Annotated in this window: 25 protein-coding genes; 6 read left to right on the top strand and 19 right to left on the bottom strand. The window is 39.7% G+C overall.

Annotated features, from left to right (window positions below):
- Window positions 1-2 precede the first annotated feature (2 nt).
- The 18 genes from CH362_RS05650 to CH362_RS05565 form a co-directional block, all read right to left on the bottom strand.
- Window positions 3-1,694: a site-2 protease family protein gene (locus CH362_RS05650; protein ID WP_100709405.1), complete on the bottom strand. Its 1,692-nt coding sequence runs from the start codon at window positions 1,692-1,694 to the stop codon at window positions 3-5.
- Window positions 1,688-2,857: a 1-deoxy-D-xylulose-5-phosphate reductoisomerase gene (gene dxr / locus CH362_RS05645; RefSeq protein WP_100709404.1), complete on the bottom strand. Its 1,170-nt coding sequence runs from the start codon at window positions 2,855-2,857 to the stop codon at window positions 1,688-1,690. The genes CH362_RS05650 and dxr overlap by 7 nt, the downstream gene beginning before the upstream one ends.
- An 8-nt stretch (window positions 2,858-2,865) precedes the next feature.
- Complete coding sequence (locus tag CH362_RS05640) at window positions 2,866-3,780, bottom strand: phosphatidate cytidylyltransferase (protein ID WP_100709403.1); 915 nt, start codon at window positions 3,778-3,780, stop codon at window positions 2,866-2,868.
- The gene (locus CH362_RS05635; protein WP_100709402.1) at window positions 3,773-4,498 is read right to left on the bottom strand and encodes an isoprenyl transferase; all 726 of its coding nucleotides are present in this window, start codon (window positions 4,496-4,498) and stop codon (window positions 3,773-3,775) included. The genes CH362_RS05640 and CH362_RS05635 overlap by 8 nt, the downstream gene beginning before the upstream one ends.
- Window positions 4,499-4,500: 2 nt before the next feature.
- Entirely contained in the window at window positions 4,501-5,055 is a 555-nt protein-coding gene (gene frr, locus CH362_RS05630) for a ribosome recycling factor (protein WP_100707850.1), read from the bottom strand.
- A complete protein-coding gene (pyrH, locus tag CH362_RS05625; protein WP_008592152.1) occupies window positions 5,045-5,797 on the bottom strand; it encodes a UMP kinase in 753 nt (250 codons plus the stop codon). The genes frr and pyrH overlap by 11 nt, the downstream gene beginning before the upstream one ends.
- 3 nt (window positions 5,798-5,800) lie before the next feature.
- On the bottom strand, window positions 5,801-6,400 hold the full coding sequence (gene tsf / locus CH362_RS05620; protein WP_100709401.1) for a translation elongation factor Ts: 600 nt from the start codon (window positions 6,398-6,400) through the stop codon (window positions 5,801-5,803).
- Window positions 6,401-6,411: 11 nt separating this feature from the next.
- On the bottom strand, window positions 6,412-7,296 hold the full coding sequence (gene rpsB / locus CH362_RS05615; RefSeq protein WP_100709400.1) for a 30S ribosomal protein S2: 885 nt from the start codon (window positions 7,294-7,296) through the stop codon (window positions 6,412-6,414).
- Window positions 7,297-7,303: 7 nt separating this feature from the next.
- Window positions 7,304-7,564, bottom strand: coding sequence for a hypothetical protein (locus CH362_RS05610; protein WP_199775842.1), 261 nt, complete (start codon window positions 7,562-7,564; stop codon window positions 7,304-7,306).
- Window positions 7,565-7,586: 22 nt separating this feature from the next.
- On the bottom strand, window positions 7,587-7,970 hold the full coding sequence (locus CH362_RS05605; protein ID WP_100709399.1) for a bactofilin family protein: 384 nt from the start codon (window positions 7,968-7,970) through the stop codon (window positions 7,587-7,589).
- Between the two features lie 9 nt (window positions 7,971-7,979).
- Complete coding sequence (locus CH362_RS05600) at window positions 7,980-8,201, bottom strand: tetratricopeptide repeat protein (RefSeq protein ID WP_008592471.1); 222 nt, start codon at window positions 8,199-8,201, stop codon at window positions 7,980-7,982.
- A gap of 5 nt (window positions 8,202-8,206) precedes the next feature.
- The gene (acpS, locus tag CH362_RS05595) at window positions 8,207-8,587 is read right to left on the bottom strand and encodes a holo-ACP synthase (protein ID WP_086446726.1); all 381 of its coding nucleotides are present in this window, start codon (window positions 8,585-8,587) and stop codon (window positions 8,207-8,209) included.
- Window positions 8,584-9,648, bottom strand: coding sequence for a YbbR-like domain-containing protein (locus tag CH362_RS05590; RefSeq protein ID WP_100709398.1), 1,065 nt, complete (start codon window positions 9,646-9,648; stop codon window positions 8,584-8,586). The genes acpS and CH362_RS05590 overlap by 4 nt, the downstream gene beginning before the upstream one ends.
- Entirely contained in the window at window positions 9,641-10,480 is an 840-nt protein-coding gene (cdaA, locus tag CH362_RS05585) for a diadenylate cyclase CdaA (protein WP_100709397.1), read from the bottom strand. The genes CH362_RS05590 and cdaA overlap by 8 nt, the downstream gene beginning before the upstream one ends.
- A 10-nt stretch (window positions 10,481-10,490) precedes the next feature.
- On the bottom strand, window positions 10,491-11,297 hold the full coding sequence (gene dapB, locus CH362_RS05580; RefSeq protein WP_100709396.1) for a 4-hydroxy-tetrahydrodipicolinate reductase: 807 nt from the start codon (window positions 11,295-11,297) through the stop codon (window positions 10,491-10,493).
- 10 nt (window positions 11,298-11,307) lie between these two features.
- Window positions 11,308-12,192, bottom strand: a complete 885-nt coding sequence (dapA, locus tag CH362_RS05575; protein WP_100709395.1) for a 4-hydroxy-tetrahydrodipicolinate synthase — start codon at window positions 12,190-12,192, stop codon at window positions 11,308-11,310.
- A gap of 40 nt (window positions 12,193-12,232) precedes the next feature.
- Window positions 12,233-13,414, bottom strand: coding sequence for an MFS transporter (locus CH362_RS05570; protein ID WP_100709394.1), 1,182 nt, complete (start codon window positions 13,412-13,414; stop codon window positions 12,233-12,235).
- Window positions 13,415-13,657: 243 nt separating this feature from the next.
- The gene (locus CH362_RS05565) at window positions 13,658-17,605 is read right to left on the bottom strand and encodes a fibronectin type III domain-containing protein (protein WP_125169710.1); all 3,948 of its coding nucleotides are present in this window, start codon (window positions 17,603-17,605) and stop codon (window positions 13,658-13,660) included.
- Window positions 17,606-17,936: 331 nt separating this feature from the next.
- On the opposite strand from CH362_RS05565, the gene CH362_RS05560 reads away from it, so the two are divergent.
- From CH362_RS05560 to CH362_RS05545, 4 genes are all read left to right on the top strand, one after another.
- Window positions 17,937-18,284, top strand: a complete 348-nt coding sequence (locus CH362_RS05560) for a hypothetical protein (RefSeq protein WP_125169709.1) — start codon at window positions 17,937-17,939, stop codon at window positions 18,282-18,284.
- Between the two features lie 328 nt (window positions 18,285-18,612).
- On the top strand, window positions 18,613-19,887 hold the full coding sequence (locus CH362_RS05555) for a hypothetical protein (protein WP_100709391.1): 1,275 nt from the start codon (window positions 18,613-18,615) through the stop codon (window positions 19,885-19,887).
- Between the two features lie 78 nt (window positions 19,888-19,965).
- Complete coding sequence (locus CH362_RS05550; RefSeq protein WP_100709390.1) at window positions 19,966-20,649, top strand: hypothetical protein; 684 nt, start codon at window positions 19,966-19,968, stop codon at window positions 20,647-20,649.
- Window positions 20,646-22,268, top strand: coding sequence for a HEAT repeat domain-containing protein (locus CH362_RS05545; protein WP_100709389.1), 1,623 nt, complete (start codon window positions 20,646-20,648; stop codon window positions 22,266-22,268). The genes CH362_RS05550 and CH362_RS05545 overlap by 4 nt, the downstream gene beginning before the upstream one ends.
- 92 nt (window positions 22,269-22,360) lie before the next feature.
- Here CH362_RS05545 and CH362_RS05540 read toward each other — a convergent pair whose 3' ends face one another.
- Window positions 22,361-22,753: a DUF1304 domain-containing protein gene (locus tag CH362_RS05540; protein WP_100709752.1), complete on the bottom strand. Its 393-nt coding sequence runs from the start codon at window positions 22,751-22,753 to the stop codon at window positions 22,361-22,363.
- Between the two features lie 260 nt (window positions 22,754-23,013).
- On the opposite strand from CH362_RS05540, the gene CH362_RS05535 reads away from it, so the two are divergent.
- Both CH362_RS05535 and CH362_RS05530 read left to right on the top strand, forming a co-directional pair.
- On the top strand, window positions 23,014-24,282 hold the full coding sequence (locus CH362_RS05535; protein WP_100709388.1) for an ATP-binding response regulator: 1,269 nt from the start codon (window positions 23,014-23,016) through the stop codon (window positions 24,280-24,282).
- The gene (locus CH362_RS05530) at window positions 24,282-25,334 is read left to right on the top strand and encodes an AraC family transcriptional regulator (RefSeq protein ID WP_100709751.1); all 1,053 of its coding nucleotides are present in this window, start codon (window positions 24,282-24,284) and stop codon (window positions 25,332-25,334) included. The genes CH362_RS05535 and CH362_RS05530 overlap by 1 nt, the downstream gene beginning before the upstream one ends.
- Window positions 25,335-25,366 lie beyond the last annotated feature (32 nt).

Raw genomic sequence — 25,366 nt, 5'->3', positions numbered from 1 at the left:
GATTATCTTAAGAAATCGTGATAAGTCACATAGAGGCCTAAGGATAAAAGGAAGAAGAATCCTAATCTCAAAACCTGTTCTTGAACAGCCATCGGCAAAGGTCTACCGGCAATCGCCTCGTATGTGAAAAAAACGATATGTCCACCGTCGGCTACAGGAATCGGAAGTAAATTCATTATCATTAAGGCGATCGAAATAAATGCCACGAACTGAAAGTAAGAATAAAAACCGTCTTCTAAGAATTGAACAGAAACTTTAGCAAGTCCCACTGGGCCGGAAACACTGTCTTTTACCTTCAATCTTCCGGAAAAGATCATCCCGAGTCCTCTCAGGTTATCGCTGATCATCTTTCCTACGTCTTTGCCGGATTGTAAAAATGCTTCGCCGAAGGAAAGTTTTCGGTCCATACTTTCCTCTTTTACATGCATCTTAGCAGTAAAACCTAAAAGACCGATTTGATAGAATCCGAGTGTTGTGTCCCAGACCTGACCTTGGACTTCTAACTGAACTCTTTTACCGATTTGAGATTGGACTGTTTTTTTGAAATCTTCTATATCTGCAAAAGACTTACCATCTATCTTCAAGCTTAGAAGTTTGAGTTTAATTTCAGGATCATGACTTCTGAGACTGATTGTGCTGATTGGTATATCAGGATATTTTCTGTCTCGAACATCTTTTAATTCTACAACGAATGCTCCAAGAGGTATCATTTCCACTTCTGCTTTTTCGCGAGTCCATGGATTGAGTAGTGGATACGTTTTACGGTCCACTTCCAATTTTACTTTTTCGTTTTGGAATTTTCCAAGAGTTTTCTGTAATTCCGGAACAGTATGAACTTCTATCCCGTTTACGGATAAGATCCTATCTCCATCGTTCAGATAATCCAAGGCTCTGGATTCAATTGCTTCTTTGTTCAGTCTTGCTTCTTGTAAAGCTAGTTCACGCGGAGAAAGTTTTGGATCTAATGCAGCCTTTCTTTCTCTTTGTTTTCTATATTCCGCTGCTTCTCCATTTGGGTCCAAGAAAGAAAGTTTTTTCAAGAACCAATGACTGAGTGTGGATCCGTATCCGAAATCCACTTGTACGAGTCTTTCTCCTGCAAAGTCGACTCCGATCTGAGGATCAGAAAAATGAAATTCTAATTCTTTTCCTTCTCTTTCAACTTTGAGTTGGATATTTTTTCCACGAGCAAGTCCAAGCTCGGACAATAATTCATATTTGGATTCTGTTTTGGTCCCATTTACGGAAACAATCTTGTCCCCACTTCTTAAACCTGCTTGGTATCCTGAAGAATATTCATTTATCGCAGGTTCTATGTAAATTTTAGTTCCTGCAGGAGAATAACCGATCGCATATAAACCGAAGATGATAAAAAATCCGAGGATTAAATTGAATAACGGCCCACCAAAAACTGGGATCATTCTTTTAAGAGGAGGAGTGGATAAAAATTCTCCCTTCTCTCCTTTTAAGGCTCCACCTTCGTCTCCCTTGAATAGAACATAACCGCCTAACGGGATTCCAGTGACTTGAAAAGTGGTCTCACCAATTTTCTTTTTCCAAATCCCTTTTCCATAACCAATAGAGAAGATCCTGGCCTTTACACCAACAACCCAACCCATGATCAAATGACCTAACTCATGTATAAATATACAAAGAGCCAGCATGAATACGATGCCTAAAATATCTGCTAACATAAATGCTCTACCTTATCTTTAGAGAAATGGAAGGCCAATTCTCTGGCCTTTCTATCCGCTTCTTCATATCCTTCTAAATCGTTTGGAAATGAATTTGGGATTTTTTCCAAAACATTTCGAATGAGAGAAGGTATATCGGTAAAAAGAATTTTACCTTGTAAGAATAATTCAACGGCTACTTCGTTTGAAGCATTAAAGATAGAAGGAGCGGTGCCTCCCGCTCTTCCAGCCTCATATGCCAACGCCAAACCTGGATATCTTTCCATATCAGGTTCTAAAAATTCCAGAGTTCCCCAAGAAGTAGCAGGATGAGATTTTAAAACTGTAGGAACTATTTTAGGATAATATAATGAATGTGCCACAGGAAAGATCATATCTGGATAAGAAGCATATACAAAACTTGCTCCGTCCTTGGTCTCGACCAAACCATGGGCAACACTTTGAGGATGAATAACAACGCCAATCTTATCATAAGAAAACCCAAAAAGAAAATGAGCCTCTATGACTTCTAATCCTTTATTGATCATTCCTGCGGAATCGATCGTGATCTTAGGCCCCATATTCCATGTAGGATGTTTTAGTGCCTGTTCAATCGTTACTTTTGGAAGATCTTCGACAGGAAGTTTACGAAAAGGTCCGCCAGAAGCAGTCAGGACTATCCTTTCGAGTGAGTCCTTCTTCATATTTTCTAAAAGTTGGAAGAGTGCATTATGTTCTGAGTCAACAGGGACCAGAGACGATTTAGAATTTTCTAATAAACTTTTGATATAGGGTCCGCAGCTTACCAAGGTTTCCTTGTTTGCGATCCCAATTTTTTTGCCTGCGCGAATTGCAGCAATAGTAGGACGAATCCCACTTGCACCAACAACTGCTGTGACAACGGTTTCTATTTCCGGATCTGAAACGATCTCTTCTAAACTTTTAGATCCGTATAATACTTTAGTATTTCCGATCTTGCTTCCGAGTATTGTTCTATCCGCAGTGTCGGAACTAATACATAGAACATCCGGTTGGAATTCTTTCGCGATAGATTCCGCTTTTTGCAAATTGGAATGTACGCTGAAGGATATTAGCCGAAACTCTTCCGGAAATTGGCGGAGTATTTTGAGAGTAGACTCCCCTACCGATCCGGAGGCACCCAGTATAGAGACGCCTCTTTTCATATTGTTAGTTAGACCGGAAATCCCAGAGCAACCTTGATCTGAAGATAAAAATATAGAATAGGAACTGTTAAAAGTAACGCATCAGCTCTATCCAAAATTCCACCATGACCAGGAATCAAATTCCCAGAATCTTTTACCTTAGCGTCCCTTTTCATTGCAGATTCCAAAAGGTCCCCGATGATTCCTACGAAAGATAAAATTAAAGAAGTTAAAAATACTTCTGCACCTGAAACTAATGGTGCAACTCCTGTGCTTCTTTCCCAAAGGATATTAAGAAGGAATACAGAACCGATCGCTACTACGATCCCGGAAGCATAACCTTCCCAGGTTTTTTTAGGAGAAATTGCAAGTCCTGCTGGATTTCTTCCGAACCAACGTCCTCCGAAATATCCCCCCACATCAGTCATGAATGTGGCGACGGAAACTAAGAACACATAATAGATACCTTGGTTCATTCCCAAAAGAAGAAGTAAATGTCCAAGCGGAAGTGCCGCGTAAACTACTCCCAAAATTGTGGAACTTACAGAGAAAATTGCTCCATCCAGTGGCCTTCTCAAAATTTGAAGTAGGAAGCTGAATAAGAAAAGTAATACAAAGGAGAAGGTTACCGCATCAAAACTAGGTACAAACAGTTTAAAATGTGTTTGGAAGAATATTGGCGGCTCGAACTTATTCTGAGAAGCTACGAATCTAAAATAATAAATTAATAATATTATAATAAAGAAGAATATCCCGGTTCCCTTGAAGGGCCTTCCGTCCTGGCCTCTATCAGAAAGCCTATAAAATTCTGTCAGACCTATCACTCCTGCGACCAGAAGTATAACCAGGGTTTGTAAATAATAAAAATCCCTGTAAAAGATCATGAACAGGTATAAGGCTACGAGCACAGCCGCGGAAAGGATCCTTTTTGTAGTTTCACCCATTCTCTAAACCTCCGAATTTTCGGGTCCTTCCCCGGAACCAATCCAGCGCTTCTCTCAGATCCTTGTCTCCGAATTCAGGCCAAAGATTTTCAGTAAAAAAAAGCTCCGCATAGGCGGATTGCCATAGAAGGAAATTGGATAATCTCCTCTCCCCAGCAGTTCTAATCAATAAATCTACCGCCGGAAGGGGGTACGTATACAAATATTTTTCGAGTTCTTTTGTGCTGATCGGTTTTTGGATGGAGATGGACTTCTTCTTTCTTTCTTCCGCTAATCTGGAAAACGCGTTTAAAATCTCTTCCTGGGACCCGTAATTTAAACAAAAGTTCACAGTTAATTTGCGGTTTTTGCGGGTGATCTCCGCCGCATGATCGATTTTAGATAAAACCAAAGAGCTTAGCTTTTTTCTAGAACCTGAATGTAATATTCTGATCCCTTTGGAGTTGATCTTATCCAATCGGGAATCTATAAATTCTACTAATAGATTGAATATAGATCTGATCTCTGTAATAGGCCGTTTCCAGTTTTCTGTGGAGAATGCATAAAGAGAAACTACTTCGAGACCCAATTCTAAACTGGAGTCCATGAGACGATCAATTGCGTCTGCGCCTGCTCTATGTCCTGCGGATCTGGAAAGTCCTTTAGATGTTGCCCATCTTCCGTTCCCGTCCATGATGACCGCCACGTGACGGGGGATTTTTTTTTTGGAAGAAGCCAAACTTAGACCGTAGTGATTTCTTTCTCTTTTTCAGCCGTAATTGCGGAAACTTTATCTATATAAGAATCCGTAATTTTTTGCACCTGGTCTTGCAGAGTTTTTAATTCGTCTTGGGAAATTCCTTCGGAATGTTTTTTAAGATCTTCCATCGCATCACGGCGGATGTTTCTGACAGCGACCTTCTTCTCTTCCGATTTGGATTTTACCACTTTTGCCAATTCTTTACGTCTTTCGCCCGTAAGTTCTGGAATGATGATACGAATTACAACCCCGTCGTTCGTAGGTTGTAGCCCTAGTCCTGAAGCTTGGATTGCCTTTTCGATATCTTTCATAGTTCCCTTATCATAAGGGGAAACTACCAGAAGTCTAGGCTCAGGAGCAGAGATATTTCCCAACTGATTGATGGGAGTAGGAGTTCCATAATATTCTACCCTAAGATCTTCGATCAATGCAGGGTTTGCCCTGCCCGTCCGGACTCCCGCAAAATCCTTTTTCAGGAGTTCTACGGTTTTATCCATCTTGGACTTCATTGCGTTGATTACTTCTTCATTCGCCATCGATCCGAATATCCTCCGAGTTAGAAATCAGGGTACCTATTTTTTTGTCCCCGAGAACCAAATCTTTTAAATTGCCCCGCTTGAAAATGTCAAATACGATTATTGACATATTGTTTTCCATGCAGAGGCTGAGGGCAGTAGAATCCATCACTTTCAATCTACGTTTGATGGATTCCATAAAGGAGATATGAGTATATCTTTTAGCGCTTGGATCTTTTTTAGGATCCGCTTCGTAAACCCCGTCCACCTTAGTGGCTTTTAGGATTACTTCGCATCCCACTTCTACCGCTCTTAAACTTGCTGCAGTATCAGTAGTAAAATAAGGGTTACCTATCCCACCTGCAAAGATCACGATCCTTTTCTTTTCCAAGTGTCGGACCGCTCTGCGGCGAATGTAACTTTCTGCGATTGAATGAATATCGATTGCTGATTGAACTCTAGTGTAGAGTCCTTTTTTCTCGCAGGCATCTTGAAGTGCCAATGCGTTTTGGATGGTAGCAAGCATCCCCATATAATCTGCGGTTGCTTGGTCCATTCCGACCTTAGCGAGATTTGCTCCTCGGATCAAGTTTCCCCCTCCGACTACCAGAGCAATCTCTACTCCTAAAGAATGAACTTCTTTGATCTCTTCTGCAAGTGAATGGGCTTTATTACTATCAATCCCAAACTCTCCCTCTCCGGCAAGTGCCTCACCGGAGAGTTTTATTAAGATCCGCTTATACTTAGAAGTTTCTTCCGCCAAGGTTTAAGCGCCGCCTACCTGGAAACGAGCAAAACGAGCTACGATGATATTTTCACCGAATTTCGCGATGGATTCCTTAACCAGATCGTCAACGGTCTTAGTATTATCCTTGATGAAGGCTTGGTTCAAAAGGCATACTTCAGAGTAATACTTTTTGATTTTTCCCGGAATGATCTTTTCGATCTGTTCTGGTTTTTTACCTTCTTCTTTTAACTGAGCTTCCAAAACCTTAGTTTCACGCTCGATATCTTCTGCAGGAACTTGCTCTTCGCTTACGTATAGTGGAGCCATAGCTGCGATTTGCAGACATATCTCTTTTCCGAGAGCTTCGAAAGCCTCGTTACGTGCAACGAAGTCAGTCTCAGAGTTAAGCTCGAGTAGAACTCCGATCTTTCCGTCTCCGTGGATATAGGAAATATTTCTTCCTTCTTTGGTCACGCGTCCTGCTTTTTTAGAAGCCTTAGCGATCCCTTTTTCACGCAACCAATCTGCAGATTTGTCTAGATCGTTATTATTCTCTAGAAGAGCTTTTTTACAATCCATCAATCCCGCACCGGTGCGGTCTCTTAGTTCCTTAATAAGGTCGGTAGTAGATGCTGACATGATCTTCCCTCTTACTCGGCTTTATCAATTTCAATAGCTGCAGGAGCTTCAGCCGCTGGAGCAGGAGCCGCCGCCGCTGGATCTTCTTTCTTAGCTCCGACCGGATCCTCGTCCATAATGAACTTACCACTTTCGTCGTATTCACCTTGGTATTCAAGAGCAAGTGCTTCTGAATCAAGATCTTCGCTGAAGCGAGGTTGTTCAACAACTCCACCTGTTCCTTCGATTACCGCGTTAGACATGGTTTCGAGGAATAAGGAGATCGCGCGAATCGCGTCATCATTACCTGGGATTGGATAGTCGATCAATTCAGGATCACAGTTAGTATCAACCACTGCGAAAATTTTCAAACCAAGTTTACGAGCTTCTTTTACTGCGATCTCTTCTTTCTTAGGATCGATCACGAAAAGAATTTCAGGAATGCTAGTCATGTCCTTGATCCCGCCCAGAGTTTTGCGGAGTTTGTCCAACTCTCTGCGAAGAGATAAAACTTCTTTTTTAGTTTTTACTTCTTTTTCGAAGGTATTGTCTGTTTCCATTCCCTCTAGTTTTTTCAAACGAGCGATGGATTTTTTAACTGTATTCCAGTTAGTTAAAAGTCCGCCCGGCCAGCGGTTATTGATGAAGAACATGCTACAACGGAGTGCTTCTCTTTCGATAGCTCCTCTCGCTTGTTTTTTAGTTCCTACAAATAGGACTTTTTTTCCTTCGGAAGTAATCTTCTTCAACGCGTCATAAGCTTCTTTAGCTTTTTGAACGGTCTTTTGAAGGTCGATGATATGGATTCCGTTTCTTGCTGTGAAGACATACGGAGCCATTTTCGGATTCCATTTTCTTGTCTGGTGACCGAAGTGAACTCCGGTTTCCAGAAGGTTTTTCATGGAAATTACTGACATGAGCTGTTTACCCCTTTTTTAGTACGAAGAACAATGTCGCCACAAGTCCCAAGAGACTTGCAGGGGTAACTTGTGCTTCGACTTTAATTACGTAAAGTTCCAGCCGAACCGGTTCTTGTAAGAGGTAGACGGAGAGGATATGGACCCCAAAAACGTTGTCGATGATTACTCCGACTACGGCTCCGGCCAAGGTTCCTAATAAGATGGCTAATGCGATTTTGGCCGCTTTTCCGCCGTCCATAGGTCGTTTCGGGCTAGCAGATACCAATTTTTCAGGTTGGACCGAAGGGTCAATCCTTATTAGGTAGGATCATTTCGCAGTTGCCTTCGAAGATCACTCCATCCGCGATTTGCAACTTTGCAGTCTTGATGTTTCCGTTTACTTTTCCGCTAGGAAGCATTTCTAATCTTTGGGTAGCGATCACATTGCCAGTGATCTCTCCACCGACGATTACAGTCCCGGCCTTGATATTGGCTCTGACCTTTGCTCCTTCGCTGACTAATAGAAATCCTTCGGATTCTATTTCTCCTTGGAATTCACCTGAGATTTCCAAGGGTTTTTTGAAGTTCAGAATTCCTGAAAAATGGGTTTCTCTTCCTAAAACAGTAGAGATAGTCCCGAATTCGGTTACAGTGCGGCTTGGTTTGGATGCGGTTGCGGCTTTTTTTGACATGATACCAGATTATTTCGTTTTCATCTCGAAAACCCCATCCCAATCTTCAGGAGGAGGATTCGCGATAAATGCTTCGCAGCGTCCTATATATTTTTTAGAAGGCCCGTCGTTCGGAGTGATCTCAACTGCTTTTTTGAATAGTTCCCAAGCTTCCTTGAACTTTCTATTCTTGTACAGTGCGAGACCTTCGTCGTACAATTTAAGAGTTTGTTTAAAAGACTCGGTGACCATTTAGCTCACTCCTTATAGAGAACGACAACTGCAGTGGAATAATTTTCCGCATGGCTGATGGATACGGAAACACCGCTATAGCCTTTCTCGAGGAACAATTCTTTCGATTTTCCGTGAAGTACCAATTCTTTTTTTCCAAAATCTTTCCCGAAAAGTTCGATTTCTCTCATATCGAGAATCACCTTGTCTCCGGGTTCTATGGCCTTGATGAATGCTTCCTTCACGCAGAATCTTCCGCTAAGATGAGGAACTGGATCTTTTCTGCCGGAGCAATAAGCGATCTCAGTTTCGGAAAATACTCTTTTCAGAAATCTTTCTCCATGTTTATCGAGCAAGTCTCTGATCCTGGAATTTTCTACTATATCATTCCCGATGGTGATTTTCATTCTTCCTCAGGCTCCGGCAAAGGTTCTTCCGAACCCGGATCCGAGTTTCCATCTCCCCCATCTTCACTTCCAGTTCCACCTGATCCAATATCGGGACGGACACGATACAGGATAGAAATTCGATCTGGGAAAACTCCCTGGATCTCTACGGATTTTAAACTAGGCGCTTTTTCCAAACGGACTTTTGCGACTACAGGTTTACCATCCGGAAGTATCTTTTTGATTTTGGGATCGTATTTATGAGAACATACCACACTTGCATTCAGACCTTTGATGATCTGGATACTTCGCAACGGAGTTTTGGATTGTAGTTTTACAGAAACTTCCTGTTCTGAAAATTCTGCTTCCAGATTTTTATCCAGATTCTGGCATTTTACAGGAACACCTAAAACTATACTTTCTCCAGGAGTAGAAGAATCAGCTACGATATTTACTGTTACTGAAACTTCTTTAATATTATCCCTGTATCTTAAACCTGCAGGAAGATCTGGGACCTTAAATTTCTGAGTGAATGTTTTCGTTTTATCTTTCAGGGAGATAGAAGGTAGACTGACTATTCGCCCAACCTTATCAAACTCTGAAGGATTTCCTACAACAACGAGGCTCGTAGGAGAAACAAAATGAGAAGATTTAATATAATCCTTAGGAGGATCTCCTGCAAGTTTAGGCTCTACTATAAGAGTCCTACTTACATTTGATTCCACTATGATCTTAACTTTTTCTTTCCCAGGAATTTTAGAAATTCTTAAACCTGGAGTTGTGCCCCCAAAACGGACCACATTTACAATATTCTCCCCAGGATGAAGATCAGCAGGAGAAATATATGCCTTTAAAGAAGGAGTATAGAAATTCACATAGTCGCGAACGCCTTCTACCTTAACAGGAAAAGTAGTATCAGATCCTTTAGCGATGATAAGTCCACCGCTTAGTTTAGGATATTCTATCTTTATATTTACTTCTCTTACTAGAATTTTAGAATTTTGTAAATTGATATAGAATAACGTGGCTAAAATGATAGAGCCAAGTTTTGCCTGCCAGTTGTTCAGAAGGGCCTTAATCATGTGATTCCCCTGCTTCTTCCGATTCAAACTTTTTGTCTGTGGCCGGATTTCCTGGTCCTGCTTTTTTCTCCTGGAGGATTGTATTCAAAAGATTTTTTAATTCGATCGGTTTTACCGGATGGATCATTTCTCCGTCATGACAAACCGAAATTTCTCCAGTCTCTTCAGAAGTTACTACGATGACTGCATCAGATTCTTCTGCAATTCCAAGTGCAGCCCTATGCCTTGCGCCCATACGAGCATCGTCCAAATTTGTAGCCATTGGTAAGAATGCGCCTGCACACGCAATTCGGTTCTGCTCTATAATAACAGCCCCATCATGAAGTGCAGTATTCTTCTTGAATATTGTAAGAAGAAGGCTTGTGGAAAGAATTGCATCCAACTGAACCGCTTGCTCTGCGATATCTTTGAGACTATGCTCTCGGACGATCGCTATTAAAGATCCGGTTTTGTTTTTAGCCATAATCTTAGATGCTTCTACAATCTCATCCAGGTCAGTGGCAGTTTTTAAAAGGAAAGGACGGAATAATCGAAGCCTTGCCATATCACCAGTAATTTTACGAAGTTCCGGTTGGAGTAAAACTATGATCGCAAATACAAGTGCTGGACGAATATTATCAATGATCCAATCCAAAAGTTCAAAATTCAAAGTTTGTGCAAAAATTCCAAGCACCCAAATAAGTCCAATCCCCAAAAGAAGCTGAACCCCTCTCGTCCTACGGATCGTAGAATAAAATTGATAGATTAGAAAACTAACAATCAGAATATCCAGGATCATTACGATCCCGAACTTATCACTTTGGAATAAACTGATGTTTTTTAAAAAATCCATTCTAGGAACCTTATAACCCTAATACGGAAAACATATCGTAGAGGCCTTTTTCTCTTCCGATCAAAAATTCGGCGGCTTTTACGGAACCAACTGCAAATGTTTTTCTGTCCTGTGCCTTATGGGAAATTTCGACTCTTTCCTCTGGAGTGAAAAAATAGACAGTATGATCTCCGATCACTTCTCCCGCTCTAAGAGTATGGATCGCTATTTCTTTAGGATCTCTTTCAGGAAGAATTCCGTGGCGACCATGTACAATATTTGACTCTGTCCTAGAAAGAGTTTCCAAAAGGATTGCTTTCAATTTTTCAGCAGTGCCGGAAGGGGCATCTTTTTTATGACGATGATGAATATCCTGGATCTCGATATCCGCCAGATCTCCCATCACTTTTGCGGCGATCTCAGTCAGTTTAAAAAGAAGATTCACCCCGATAGACATATTAGGAGAATACACGATCGGAATATATTTAGAAGTTTCTTTTAATAAATCTTTATGAGTTTCCACAAGACCGGTTGTTCCAACCACAACAGGTTTTTTGAATTCCTTGCAGATAGACAGAACATCCGACAAAACTTCTCTGATAGAAAAATCGATTACGGTATCAGATTCGGAAATTGATTTAGAAAGATCATCCGAAAATAAAATTTCATTTTGTTTGAGTCCGGAATGTAAACCGGAATCCAAACCTAAATAAACGGAACCCTTACCTACTACCGCAGCCGAAAGTTCAGAAATTTTAGATTGGGAAAGGACTTGTATAATAGCCTTCCCCATTCTTCCAGAAGCACCAATGACTGCGACACGATTCTTGCGGGCCAAATCGAATTCCTTATTTATAACCTTTTGCTAAAAGATCGGAAACCGTTTTTTTCAAACGATCCGCTCCAGGACCTGCACTTAGAGAAGTCATAGGAAGACGTATCTCACCGGAACAGAATCCATGCCAGCTCATCACTGCTTTGATCGGAATAGGATTCGTTTCTATAAATGCTAATGCGAATAATTCTATAAAATCATAATGGATCTTTTGAGCCGCAACCACGTCCCCTTTTTGAAAAGACTCCACTAAATTTACCAGACTTTCTGGGAATAAATTCGAGATCACAGACACTACACCTTTTCCACCTAAGGAAAGAAGAGGAAGAGTCAAGTTATCATCTCCAGAAAGAACAGTCATCTTGTCTCCGACAAGAGAGATCAATTTTGACATTTGTCCAAGATCCCCAGTAGCCTCTTTCATGGATCTGATCTTAGGATGTTCTGAAAGTCTAAGAACAGTTTCTGGTAATAAATTTACGGAAGTTCTACCAGGAATATTATACAACATCACAGGAACGGAAGAATGATCCGCTATCTCTTTGAAGTGAAGATATAATCCTTCTTGGGTTGGCTTATTATAATACGGATTAACTTGAAGTATCCCGTCCACTCCGTCCTTACAAGCGGCTTCAGTCAGTTCCACAGCTTCTCTAGTAGAGTTGGAACCAGTACCTGCCACTACCAAAATCCGCTTTTTGACATGTTTCACAGTTTCGCGGATCAGTTCCGCGTGTTCTTCATGAGAAAGAGTAGGAGATTCGCCAGTGGTACCGCAAGGCACCACTCCGCTTACCCTTGCCTGGATCTGTTTGTCCAAAATAGAAAAATAGGAATCATAGTCTATTTTCCCGTTCCGGAATGGAGTAATAATGGCAGTAAATACGCCTTGAAACATAATATATAAATTCCTGATCCCTGGGCGATTTGGCAACCGTTTAATAATGATTACGGACCTGGTCCATTCTCCAACTGAGATAGATCAATGCTCCCATTTCCAAAAACCCGGACCAAACGAATGTGGAAGGAATTCCAATCCGATCCGAAAAAAATCCGGATAAAATCCCGGAGAATGCAGGCACCAAAAGAAAGACCAGGCTATAAAGAGAAAGTATCCTTCCCCTGATATGATTTTCAGTATTTTGTTGGATACCCGCTGGGATAAGAGTAATGATCACGCCAGTCATAAACCCAAATACAAAAAAACAAACCGATGTGAGCACCAAACTTTCCGCAAGAAAAGGGATAAGTGAAAATAGAAAACAACTGAAGAGTGCAGATCCAAAAAGAATATGGCCCTTCTTCTTTAAACCGTGAAGAAGAAAGGTAGCTCCACCTCCGATCACAAGCCCCACTCCTAATGCCGAAAGTAAGGCGCCTCTTTCACCTTCTCCTAATCCCAAAATTTCCTTGGCGTATTTTGGAAGAAGGACCTGGACTGGCCCGACTAACAGAACTACAGCGCCCATAAGCAATAGGAACTGAGAAACCAGAGGGGAATTTTTCAAATACGCAACTAACTCTGAGATACCAGGTCCAGAGGAAGCCTGGCTTCTCTCCCTCATCTGTACTGGGATCAAGATCAAAAAGAATACGCTCAGAACATAAGCGGAACCAATACTTATAAAAACATATTTAAAGGAGAAATATTCCTTAAAATACCCGGCCACTAAAGGAGCAAGACCATATCCAAAAAGTACAAGAGTATTTAACCAAACACTATGTTTTCCTATTTTAGAATGTTCTAATAGATCTCCAAGTATTGCAAATCTTCCAGGCATTACAAAAGAAAGTCCGATCCCGGAAAGAACGGAAGACACAAGAAGAAGATAAGGTTTTCCGGGAGAGATCCATTCCAAATGTAATGCAAGAGCGGCAAATCCAGAACCACATGCCATTGAAATTTGTGCAGCAGCAAGAAGCCATTTCCTAGAATATTTATCCAGCAATCTTCCCGCAGTGAAACTTAAAAACAAAAGAGGAAAACATACAAAGAAGAATACCCAACCCGAAAATGTATCCGAATTAGAAATACTTTGGGAAAGAATAATGGCGGTATAATTGAACATATTTCCCGCAAGTAAACCCAGGATAGAAGATAGATAATAAAAAAGGATCACATAGAAAGAATGGAAAAATCTTCCACTCAGGCAAGCTGAATTCGGAAGAAGAATTTGTAGTTTTAATAATTGCAGTTTGTTTCGAAGCCAAACGAAATGATCGATAATATGAATCCGTTAGACCCGCTCTCTCAAGGAAAACTCATTTTAGGAACTCGTTTTGTTCGTCCTTTGACAATTTAGAAAAAATTACAATGCGGAGAATCTCATGAAATAATTTCGGAGATTCTCCGCGTTTCATTTTTAAGGTGCAGGTATCAGTTTATCTCCGGAATATACAAACTGGCTTGTAAATGTATATCGATCATATTGATTCACATAATCTTCCACAAACGCAGGATATCCCCCGAAATTATTATGACAAATTGCTCTACCATCCTCCATGGTCACATCCGTAATGATACATGGATTCCATTCGTCGATAATCGCATAAGGCCACCAGAAAAGAATATTCTTACGAACATAAGTCCCGAGTCTTTGGGGAGAAGATTTACTCAAAGGTTCCCATTTTTTAAATTCTGCAGCATCATATCCTGAAGGCGAAGGAGCTGTATTATAAGTCGCAGGAACATTCGCCGGATTCAAACTGAAGTCATGGTAATAGCTAGTTGTAGATACTACGAACTTTTTCCGAACAGGAAGCGTTGCAGTATCTCTTGCAATCAAACTTGTACGACAAGGACTTGTGGCTTGGGTAAAACTTGATTCCAAAACAAGATTTGCCGCGGAACTAGGAGCTTTTATTCTTTTGGTATTCTGAACAGGAACAGCGGCAGGCTGGACTGCAATTGCCAAAGGTGGAACTCCATAATTTCCGGTCGCAGTTGCAATAATATCCTCTGTTCCGGCAGGAGTAGGAGAAGATCCACATTCGTTCGCTTTCCAGTCATATGCATGATGTCGAACTATGATATCCGAATCAGCAGGAACGAATCCGTATCTCTGATAATCGGAATAACCGGAACTAGGAAGAATTCGAATTTTAGAATACCCTCCTATATTCCCCACCTGATTTGTTGCAGTAGGAACAAATGAAAATTGAGTTTTACCTCCTGGAGAAGCAAAGTCAGTAGTTGAAAGTAATACAGGACCTTCTTCCTTATTTAAGTATGTATGATACTTCCAATTTCCTAAATTTCCGATGATGTATCTGCCCGAATTATCTATATAAATTTCCCTGTAATTATTCAGAACAGTTTGATTTTCCAAGACCGCAGTAGGAATTCCGGAAACACTCGAAACTTTATATCTCAATAACAAAGACTCAGTCGCATAAGGATTAGAACTTACGATCCTTATTCCATATACAAACAATTGATATACTGGATTTCCTACAAAATCGTAGAATGAAATAAATTTTACCTGCACCCCATTAAAATTACTTGGTAGCCCAGTAAGATTTACTGATGAAAAATTCAAATATCCCGATTTTCTATAGAGTAATTTTATATCTGCCTGAGAGGATATATTCCTCATTGTGACAAATACTTCCGGCTCATTTTGAGGATTATATGAATTCAAACGATCGCTCGAAATGACTCCTGAAAGATTCGTATCCGTAGTCCCGGTTCCGAAAGGTTGGTAAATCGGAGATGAAAACGAATCCAAGGTATAATCCAAAAATTTTGATCCTATAATTACTCCAAGCCCTGCCCCTCTATCATATGATAAAACGGAAGAAGGTAAAGGATAACTTCCCCCAGGGATTTCAGGCATTAGATAAGAATTGGCGGAAAGTAAACCATTCTCAATTTTGAATATACTCGCTTGAACATTCGATGCATTAGAGTACAAAGCCCCCACAGCCGAATCAGCTCCGAGCTGGATCTGAAAATGTGAAGCAAGGGGACGAGAAGCCGAATATTCGTAATTGATCGGCACTTCATTCTTTTTTAAAATATTATTTCCGGAAGGTTCGTAGTAGGCAGCCTTATTTTGTGAGAAAGCGATAAAGCTTGGAAAACGAAATGAGGATTGTGTCAAATTTTCAGGATCCTTTACGGGGATAATATGAGAAATTCCTGAAATATCTATATTCGGATTCACATAAAAGCCCGCCACATTTACCCCACTCGGATAATCCCAAAATGGATCAGGTAAGAGAGATGCAAACGCAATTCTTCTATTAGCATTTGGGACTTGTGCAGGGTCAAATTGATTGATAACGAAAGAATGTTCTCCTTTCGATTCTCTCATTTGAAACTCTATGATTGTTGGTTCGGAAATATTTCCATAACGGTCTTTTCCCCAAATTGCAAAACGATCCGGAAGATTCGGTCCGGATTTTCCCAACCTATGACTAGAAATTCGGCTATTATATTTGTATGCTTGTGACCAATAATCCAACGATTCGGAAAGCGCTAATGTTTGGTCACCAAACGTCGAGCTACCGAAAGGTTTTCTTAAAAACTCCTCTTCCGTCATGCTTGGATCGTATCTACGAACATAACAAAGAAACATGTCGAGTTCATAGTATGAATCATCACTGACATCTATCTTTAGATCAACAATCCCGGAACTTGCATTTTGGGTATAAGGAGAGGCCTGTACTATCGGGGGATTTTTTTCAACCGAATACGGAGCCTGTCCATTCGCCAACTCCATTAAATCGTTTATGCCATTCCCATTCGAATCAGCATGAGTTAGCATATAATATCGCATTGCATTTGTATCGTTGGCGTTAAAACCGAAATAACTGCCTATGTCCATGATCGCCTCGGTATAATCCGAGAGCCCATCCCCATCCGTATCCATACCTGTGTTTGCAGTCCCAATAGTGATCCCGTTATAAAGACCGTCTTCGTTTAATGCAAAGATAGAATAATAGTATGTATGCCCTTCCACTAGGCCACTATCTATATAAGAGTAAGGAGTAATTTCCAAACCTGTAGGTTCTTCTCCCATAGCAGGAGTCATTGGAGGAGAGATCTCACTTCTTCGAACAATTATTTTTTTAGGAGAATTTAAACTAGGATAGAATAACCAAAGTAAAACCTTATCCGAGCCTGGAAAAATATATCCTTTTACAGGGTTCGGAACATTCGGGTCAGGACCGGAAGCGCATAACATCGCAGAGGATTGCACACTTCCCTGTGTCCCTGCAGGTTTTACTACAACCCAATAGTTGGAGGAAATTCCGGAAGCGCTTGTTCCTTTTATATTTCCGCCTAAACTTACTCGGGAGCCTTGAGTATAAGTTTTTTTATATACTTTATATCCGGAAGCTCCAGGCGTCTGTGCGGGATCTAACCCAGGCTCGGTTGTATATATAAACTTACCGGATAGCAAAGTAAAATCCGCTTGAAGCCAATCAGCGTCTTGAGAAGTATCTGAAGGAGAAGAACCTCCTCTAGTATCATACATTACATAAACATCAATATCTTGTACCGCATTAAAAGCGATGTATTCCGGAGAAGTAGAAGCAGAATGTAGAAGAGAATTTCCGCAAATGCCCGTGCCTCCTTGGCAAGTAGGAAATAATAAAGAAAGTTCAAGACCTAACTCTCTGAATGCACCTTCGTTTTCCTTTACAAAGTAAGGTCTATCTTGATAATATTGATATCCTTCACCGATTATCCCGAATTTCGCCTGGGATGCAGAAGAATCATCCAATACACCCTGTAAATTCCAAGATGCGGATTCGTTCGTAAAACAGGAAGCTGCAGGTGCAACTCCTGTTCCGGGAAGATTAGGAAGAGCGGTTAAAATAAATGGCGTAAAATGATTTGTCTCCACTTTGACAGAAGAATTTTCTATATCCAATTTACCCTTTTGTAATACTCTCCATTCTTTTGAAGAAAAATCTTTGTACCATACGTAAAACTCTTGGGTGAATCCTTTGGACTTCAATTCCCCTAAGTCTACGGGAAATTCCAACTGAACCGGTTTTTGGAAAAAAAGACTTTTATACGGTATCTTACCTTTTCCATTTTTATCATTTAGATCCAATGTCAGATTATAAACATTTCCAATGGGAACCTGGGATCTCCCCAATAACCTTGGTACATTTTGGTCTTCTTCCATTCGAAGAGATTGAGAAGGGATCGATTCAGGTAAAGTAACCTTAGGGGCACCACTCAGAATCGCAGGAAGAGGAAAACTGGTTTTATTTCGGTTAAAAAGATCATGAAAGAAACCGTTTGAGCAATTCCAAGTGAAAGAAATAGCAAAGAGGAATAATATTTTTCGCACGCAAATCATCCTTTTATGGTTAGGTGGGATCTCCCACACGTTATACACCTTATCCGGATTGGATAAAAAACGGACAATTAGGACAAATTTTTGGATCGTTTCACAATAAATTCGGTCTTTTTTTGAAAAAATTTTATCTCCCAAATTGGATATATAAAAAGAGCACAAACATCTAATTCTTGGTTTGTTATTTCCTAAAATGAAATTTTTAAAAACTCTACTTATAGTCCCCGTTTTAGTTCTCTTTACATGTAGTGAGGAAAAGAAGGATATTCCGAGTTCATTCCTTTTTCCTTTATTACAAAATATTGACATAACGCCTGGAACAAATTTGGCTCAAGTGAGCTTCGACACATTTACAGCAGATAATCAATTTATAACTTCATGCGATGTGGACAATTCGTCGGGGCAAGGGATCGTAGTGGATCTTCCGGATATGTTTCCTTCGAACTACGTAGTTAAGATTGAAACAGTTCCTTCTACTTCTCCTTTTACATTTCCTGTAGGCGGGGACTTGGATCTTTACTTGGGTTCTTCTCATAAACCGGATGATCCGACAAATTGTGTTTTAACCAGAACTTCAAATTCCATCTTTCGATATTCAGCAACTTTATCGACTAACTGCACTGTGATGAATCATACATTCAGTCGTTTAGAAATAGACTGCATCCCGAACTAAAGCGTCGAGCGTTCACATAAACTTACTTTAAGTCCTTAAGTGGCATAGCCCCAAAACGAACAGTGTTTAAGATCAGATAGACTGCCATCCGGTCACTCATTCGAGGGATCAAATAGTATATTATAAAAATTTAATTATATATCAAACATTAAATTCTAACAGTGTTCAGTGAGAGGCCACGCATTGTAATATTACGAATGTTCAATATAGATAAAATTATTTTATAAGTAAAATATAATTGGAAGTGACTTCGAACTTCCGCCTCTCATGCTTTGTCTCGAAGAGAATATAGAAATCTCCTTCAATAGAGAGTGGAGTTAATTTAAAAATGAGCATTCGAAACTTTTGGAAAATCCTAAGTGGGACTTTCCTAATCGTGGGAGCTTCGACGCTATCGGCTCAAAGCCAAGCGCAAATGTTTTCCAGACCCGGAGTAATTGGTGATTCCTTAAGCCAGGGTTTTTATGGCGCAACTGTAGAAGAGAAAACTCAGAACTGGGCTTATCCAGTTTTAGTTTCTAAACAAGCAGGTTCTAACGTTTCGTATAACGTGCTAAAGGGACCTTACTTAAATTTTGAAGACGTTCTTAAAGGTGATTGCGGAGTATTCTGCATCGCAGCTTCCATCATCGGTGGAAACGGATCTACTGTTGGACTTCCAACACATGCAGGGATCACCGGAGCAGATTACACTACCGTTCTTCAAACTTCAGGTCAGTGTGAGAACATTAATGCAACTACTTGGGCCAAACAATGGTATTGGGAAACTTGGTACTGGTATACGTATCGTTGGATACAAGTTCCAGATTGCCAATCTCCGGATAAATTCCATCAATTCGGTTTAAGAAGTTCAGGAACTCAAATTCAAGTAATGCAGGCAGTGAAGCCTAGCTTTCTGTTCGGAACTGCTGCTGCGAACCATGTTCTTTGTACTGCATTGAGCACTTCTACAGATTGTTTAGACCAAGCAAGATTTTTGAGAGATATCCGTTCCACAATGTCTAAAATGGCTGCGATCGGATCCATCAAAGGTGGAGTTCTATTTACTGTTCCAAACGTAACTTCTATCGCGTTTTTGGAAAACTATAACGATCCTCAAGGAAGAGTAAACTACTCTGGTTTGAAAGCGTTCTTCCGTTCTTCTGTTTCAGATCCTTCTCAAGTTTTGGATAAGAACGAAGTAGCTACCATCACAAACTTCTTAACTTCCATAAACAATGAAGTGAAAGCTCAGGCTGTGGCTATGGGATTTGCATTAGCAGATCTTAAAGTTCTTTTTGACGATTTAAAAGAGAACGGCCGCTTAATCAAAAGTCCTTCCGGATATAGCCCAGGTTATGCAAAAGCGAACTGGCCTCTTCCTGGCCAACCTGGTATTTTTGGCTTGGACGGAGTGCATCCGAATATGTATGGACATTCTGTTTTTGCAAACGAGCTAATCAAAGCGATTAATTCCAAATACGGTTATTCTATTCCGCAAGTGAGCGAATACACCGCTTGGTACTACGATTCCTTAAATCGTAACCCGGTTGACTTGAAAAAATTCCTGACAGACACTTTGTTCGGTCAGTTTATTTCTTGGGTCATCGGAATTTTCGTTTAAAATTTCGAAAACATTTCCCGCTCGTATAGGGCGGGAAATAGTTTAAATTCAATCCTAACTCAAATTTCCTTTATCATTATGCAATTTTTTCGTTCCTATTGGCCATGGATCTCAGGCGCAGCTATTCTTATTATTTGTATTTTATTTATATTTTGGCCGGAAAGAAAATCCAATTCTCCCAGCTTAGGTGAAGAAGCTTCCGAAATTGCAAATCGCAAATACGGCAGCGGCGGCACCTTAGAATTTCCGGATGCCCCTCATCCTTTCGAAGAAGATCCTGATTTAGAAGGTCCGGCTAAAAGACTTTGGCCTGCAGCTTTTAGAGAAAAGAAGTCAGAGGAAGAAAGAGAGAAGATCAGGGAAGAATGGATCGATTTTGCTGCAAGATATCCTAAAAATATTTATATTCCAAGCGAATTCCGTCCAGGACTCACATCTGAAGATGAGAAAAAAGCAAGAGAACAATTGGATAAGGTCACTTCTGCAGAATCCAAGTTTGCTTTATCAAGAAATGAAGGTAGATATGCGCAAACTGGATCTGTTCCGACTCGCCCAAGTGATCTGAATGTAACTCCAGAAGAACAAAAGGCTTATTTCTCTTATAAAATATCCGAATTAGAATCCAGAATACAATTGGTACAATACGCAATCCAACAAGGCAGAATGGATTCTTCTCAAATTCCTCAGGCAAATTCTGATATCGCTTCTTGGCAGAAGGAATTATTACAGTTAAGGCAAGCTTCTGAATCGGTGCCTAGATAATGTTTATGAAATTCAAAGTATATTCTATTTTTATAATGTTAAAATTCATTTCAATATTTATGATACTCGGCACTATGCTCATTTGTTTTACTTTAGGATGTTTTGGTCCTCCTCGCCCTGACCTTCTACCCGAAGTCCAAGAAGAAGAAATTCCTAGCCTAGAACAAGTTGCCTCTGATCTAAAAAGCCAGAATCCAAGAACAAGGGCCCAAGCAATTTTAGAATTGGCCTCCAGAAACGAAAGAAAATTCATCCCTATCGCTCGTGAATGGATGAGATCTTCGGAAGAAATTACAAAAGGCCCGGCAATCTTAGCTTTAGGGATTTGGAAAGATAGATCTTCTCTTCCTGAAATTCTAAACTTTTTAGATCCTAAATCGGGAATTGATGTGGCTACGGTTTTGGAATCCATAGCAAGAATGGAAGATCCTCAGGCAGGAAACCGTATAGCAAATCTGCTAAACCAAGAAGATTCGAATATTCGATTATTAGCTGTAGATACTTTGGTCCGAATCAATGCGAGACAATCAGGAAATATCATTTTAGCTTCCGCTAGATCAAACAAAAATCCCGATAAGGCCAAAACATTCGCAATGGCATTAGGAAAATTGAATATTCCAGAAGCCGAGGATTATCTTATAGATCTATCTTTACATTCTGAACCAGGACCCACTTTGGCTGCCGTTTACTTGGCCCTTGGAAAGATCAGAAGTAAAAAATCTATTCCACTTTTAGTAAAAGCAATACAGGCAGATTTTGATAAAGGAAGAGAAAATTCCACCATTGCACTTATAGATATCAAAGATCCTAAAATTTTACCTTTGGTTCTCCCTGTTATAGAGAACCAAGATAAAGAGATCCGATACAGAGCAGCGGATGTTCTAATTGGAGTTCCTGATCCTGGGTTCACTACTCGAATTTTAGAAGTTTTGGTTAAGGGAAAAGCTTTAGCAAAGGCTCCGGCAGCCCATGTTTTAGGTCGTATCAAATTTTCAAAAGCGAGAGAAGAGATAGAAAAAGCATTATTAGATCCTAATATTCCAGATAGAGAGATCATTGCTCAGTCCTTAGGATACTTAGGCGATAAAAGAAGTATCCCAGTACTTGTTAAAGTATTAAAAGAAGACCAAACAGAGGCAAGATACGGAGCAGTTTGGGCATTAGGAGCAATCGGCTCAGAAGATGGCCTTCCGTATGTAGAAGAAGCTTGCAAATCTAAAGATCAGAAATTGGCAAAGATTGCTTCCGAAAGTTTGGGGATGATCGCTTCTCCTAAATCTCTTTCTCTTTTAGATAAAAAAACAGAAGATTTTCCTGATTTGGCCCCTATCACTCTCGCTGCAATCACTTCAATTCCGGGAGAAGAGTCCCGTAAAATTTTGGAAAAATATGCGGAGAGTGAGAATATCAATCTTCACCAGGTTGCAGTTTCTCAATTAGGAGCTAAAAAAGATCCTGCAAGTGTGCCGATCTTAATTCGATTGCTACAAGAAGATTCAAGATCTCGAAATAGAAAGTTGCTGATTGCAGCATTAAAATCGGTTACCGGATTGAAATTCGCTTCAAAGAACGAATGGATCAATTGGTACATCCTAAATTTTTCTAAAAAACATCCGTAAGTTTTAAAAGAAAGATTACAACTCTGTGTTTTAGTAATAGTTTCGCCCGAAAAACCCCAAGAGCTAGTTGGGGTCTTTGAGACGAATATATTCTAATTTTGTCCGTTACAGGAAATGAAATATAGAATAACTGCAATCAAAGGAGGAAGTCCTTGGATGATTGCGGCTCTTGCCATCGCTGGTCTAGAAACTAATAATACAAGCCCTGCTCCAAAAACGGAAAGACAAGAGAATGCTAAGATTGCCGGAGCAAAACCTGGATGTATCTCGAAAAAGATCGCACCATATAATGCACCGATCGCGAGGAATAAATTATAGAAACCTTGGTTCAAAAAGACACCCTTCATCGCTTCTGCTAATTTTGTATCCGTGACTCCGAATCTTCTGTGAATACGAGGGCGCATCCATAATACACTTTCCATGATGAAGATCCAAACATGCAATAAGCCGACGATAGTCGCTAAAATTCTTGCTGCTAATATCATTCCATTCTCTCCCCGGATATAAATCCCCGGGAGTTTTAATTCAGTATTCTTTTTTGTAAAGAGGAATAAAACAGGCGGATAACGCATTCATTGGTATATTGTCAATTATTCATTTGTGGTTTATGAAAAAATGCTTTACATTTTCATCTTTACAAATTTATACAAATTCAATGAAATTGGTTCCGCATAACGAAAATTTAAAGTTCTTATTTTAAAACCTTTCTATATGCAAAATATTTAAAACACGCTCTGTTTTAATAATGATACATAGATTAAACCTACATAATCCAATTTTAATTGTAGAAGACCAGAGAGAAACCAGAGATCTTATCGCAAGATTAGCCAAAAGTTTCGGCGTAGACGCGGATACCGCCTCGGACGGAAAAATCGCCTGCGAAATGGCAGAGTTAAAAGAATATTCCCTATTTTTGGTGGATCTAGAAATGCCCGTCATGAACGGGTTCGATTTTATCAAAACGATAAAAGAAAAAAAGCCTGAGTCACTTTTTATTGTAATTTCTGGTAATGACGTGCCGGAGATCATCATCAAGGTAATGAAATTAGGTATATTCGATTATATTATCAAACCGATAGACAGAGATAGATTATACCAAATCCTGGAAAGGATTTCTGAATTTATACGTTTAAAAGAAAGTGAAAGAATTCTGACGCAGGAAAATGAAGAACGTCTTAAGGCTCAACTTAATTGGATCTTATACAAACAATCCTGGCTTACTGATCTAGAAAAGAATATAGATCTTTCCAAGAGTACACTCAATAATCTAAAACAAAGTTTTTTTAGCGGAGGAGGTTTTGGAGCAATTGTAAGTATTGTAGAAATACTTCAAGCAACCGCTAAAAAGGAAGAAACATCTTATAATTTCTCTTCTGATGTAGTCGAATTACTTTTTGAAAATATTCATTACACCAAAAAAGGACTTCGTTCTCTCGAAAAAAGTTTAGAGATACTCAACAAAAATTTCCTAAATTCTTTCCAAAAAACAAATAGCGGACAGATTCATGATCTATTAGAAAAATCCAGACTAAAATTAGAAAGTTCTAATAAACAATATAGCAAAAAGAAGAATGTACTAATCCCCCAGATTTCCCTTCCTACTAACGGATACGATATAGATGCTGATCCAAATTCGCTCAGCAGAATATTTACAGAACTATTGATCAATGCTTTGAAATATTCTTCTAATAATTCAGTCATAAACATATACATCTCCGCTTCAGGAGGGTATTTGAATATCAACCTGAAAAATGAATTTGATCCGCAATCAATCCCGGGCATTCCTAAAAATAAGGAGTTATTGGTTAAACAACCATTCTATAGACTCGCAGGTTTTGTGGATGAAAATTTAGAAGAAGAGGAATATTTTACCGGTTTAGGATTGACGATTGTGGACTTCGTAATAAAAAAACACGGCGGGATTTTCTCAATACATAATGTTATCGATCATTCTCTTGGGGAAAAACCTGTAGAAGTGGTACTCGCCACAGTTTCTTTGCCTATCGTAGATTGATGTTCGAAACCACAAATCTGATCCATTATTTAAAAGCTGCTACGATCGCTCAGTTGGGCTTTCTAATCTTAAACTTTCTAATCCGAGTAAAACTAAGCACTCAGAGCTTACTTGGAAGTTTATTCATATCTTCTTTGATCGCTTATTTTATTTGTCCATGGTTGGACCATTCTACAAATATATTCTTACTAATACTGGTCCATTCCGGCTGTTTTTCTGTTTCTATCTTTTTTTATTTATTTGTATCCAGCCTTTTCGAAGACGGATTCAAACTGAAAGTCTGGCATGGTGTATTATTTCTTTCTCTAAATACATTCTGTTTTTATGTTTTTCTTGCTTCAGATATCAGAAGCCAAGGTTCTGTTTTAGCTAAAGTATTATTCAGCATGCCCCAGGTATTCTATCTAGGACTTATTTTACTTACTTTGGGAAGAGTTTTAAAAGATAAGAATATAGATTTATTAGAATCCAGAAGAGAATTCAGGGTTATCTTCTCTTGGGTAACAGGGCTTTATAGCATGTCAGTCGTATTGATGGAAGTAATCACCAAAGACGCTGGATATTCTGCACAATTAGATCTGATCAATTCTTCTTTCATATTTGTATTGGTATTTTTCATTTCATTTAAAATTTTCCAATTTAGAGAGAATGTATTTCCAAATGGAGAAGTTCAAAAAGAAGAAGCAACCGATGAACCTTTAGACGAAGCCCTGCTCAAAAAACTGGATTCCCTATTAAAAGACCAAAAGGTATTCTTACAAGAAAACCTGACGATCTTAGCTTTGGCAAAACAGTTAAACGTTCCGGAGAAGAAGGTCCGTAGGCTTATTAATAAAGGACTGGGATACAGGAACTTCAACGAATTCCTAAACCATTACAGAATACAAGAAGCAAAGTTTATATTCTCAGATCCGAGCAAAAATGATTTTCAGGTGCTTCGGATCGCGATGGATTTGGGTTACGGTTCCCTTGCCCCATTCAATAGAGCCTTTAAAGAAATAGTGGGAATGACCCCCAGCGATTTCAGAAAACAAAACAGTTCTGCAAAATAGCCGATCAAATCCGGAATCGATCAGCGATTATC

The organism is Leptospira saintgironsiae (genome assembly GCF_002811765.1).
Classification (GTDB): domain Bacteria; phylum Spirochaetota; class Leptospiria; order Leptospirales; family Leptospiraceae; genus Leptospira_B; species Leptospira_B saintgironsiae.
This window is presented reverse-complemented; position numbering and strand designations above follow the sequence as displayed.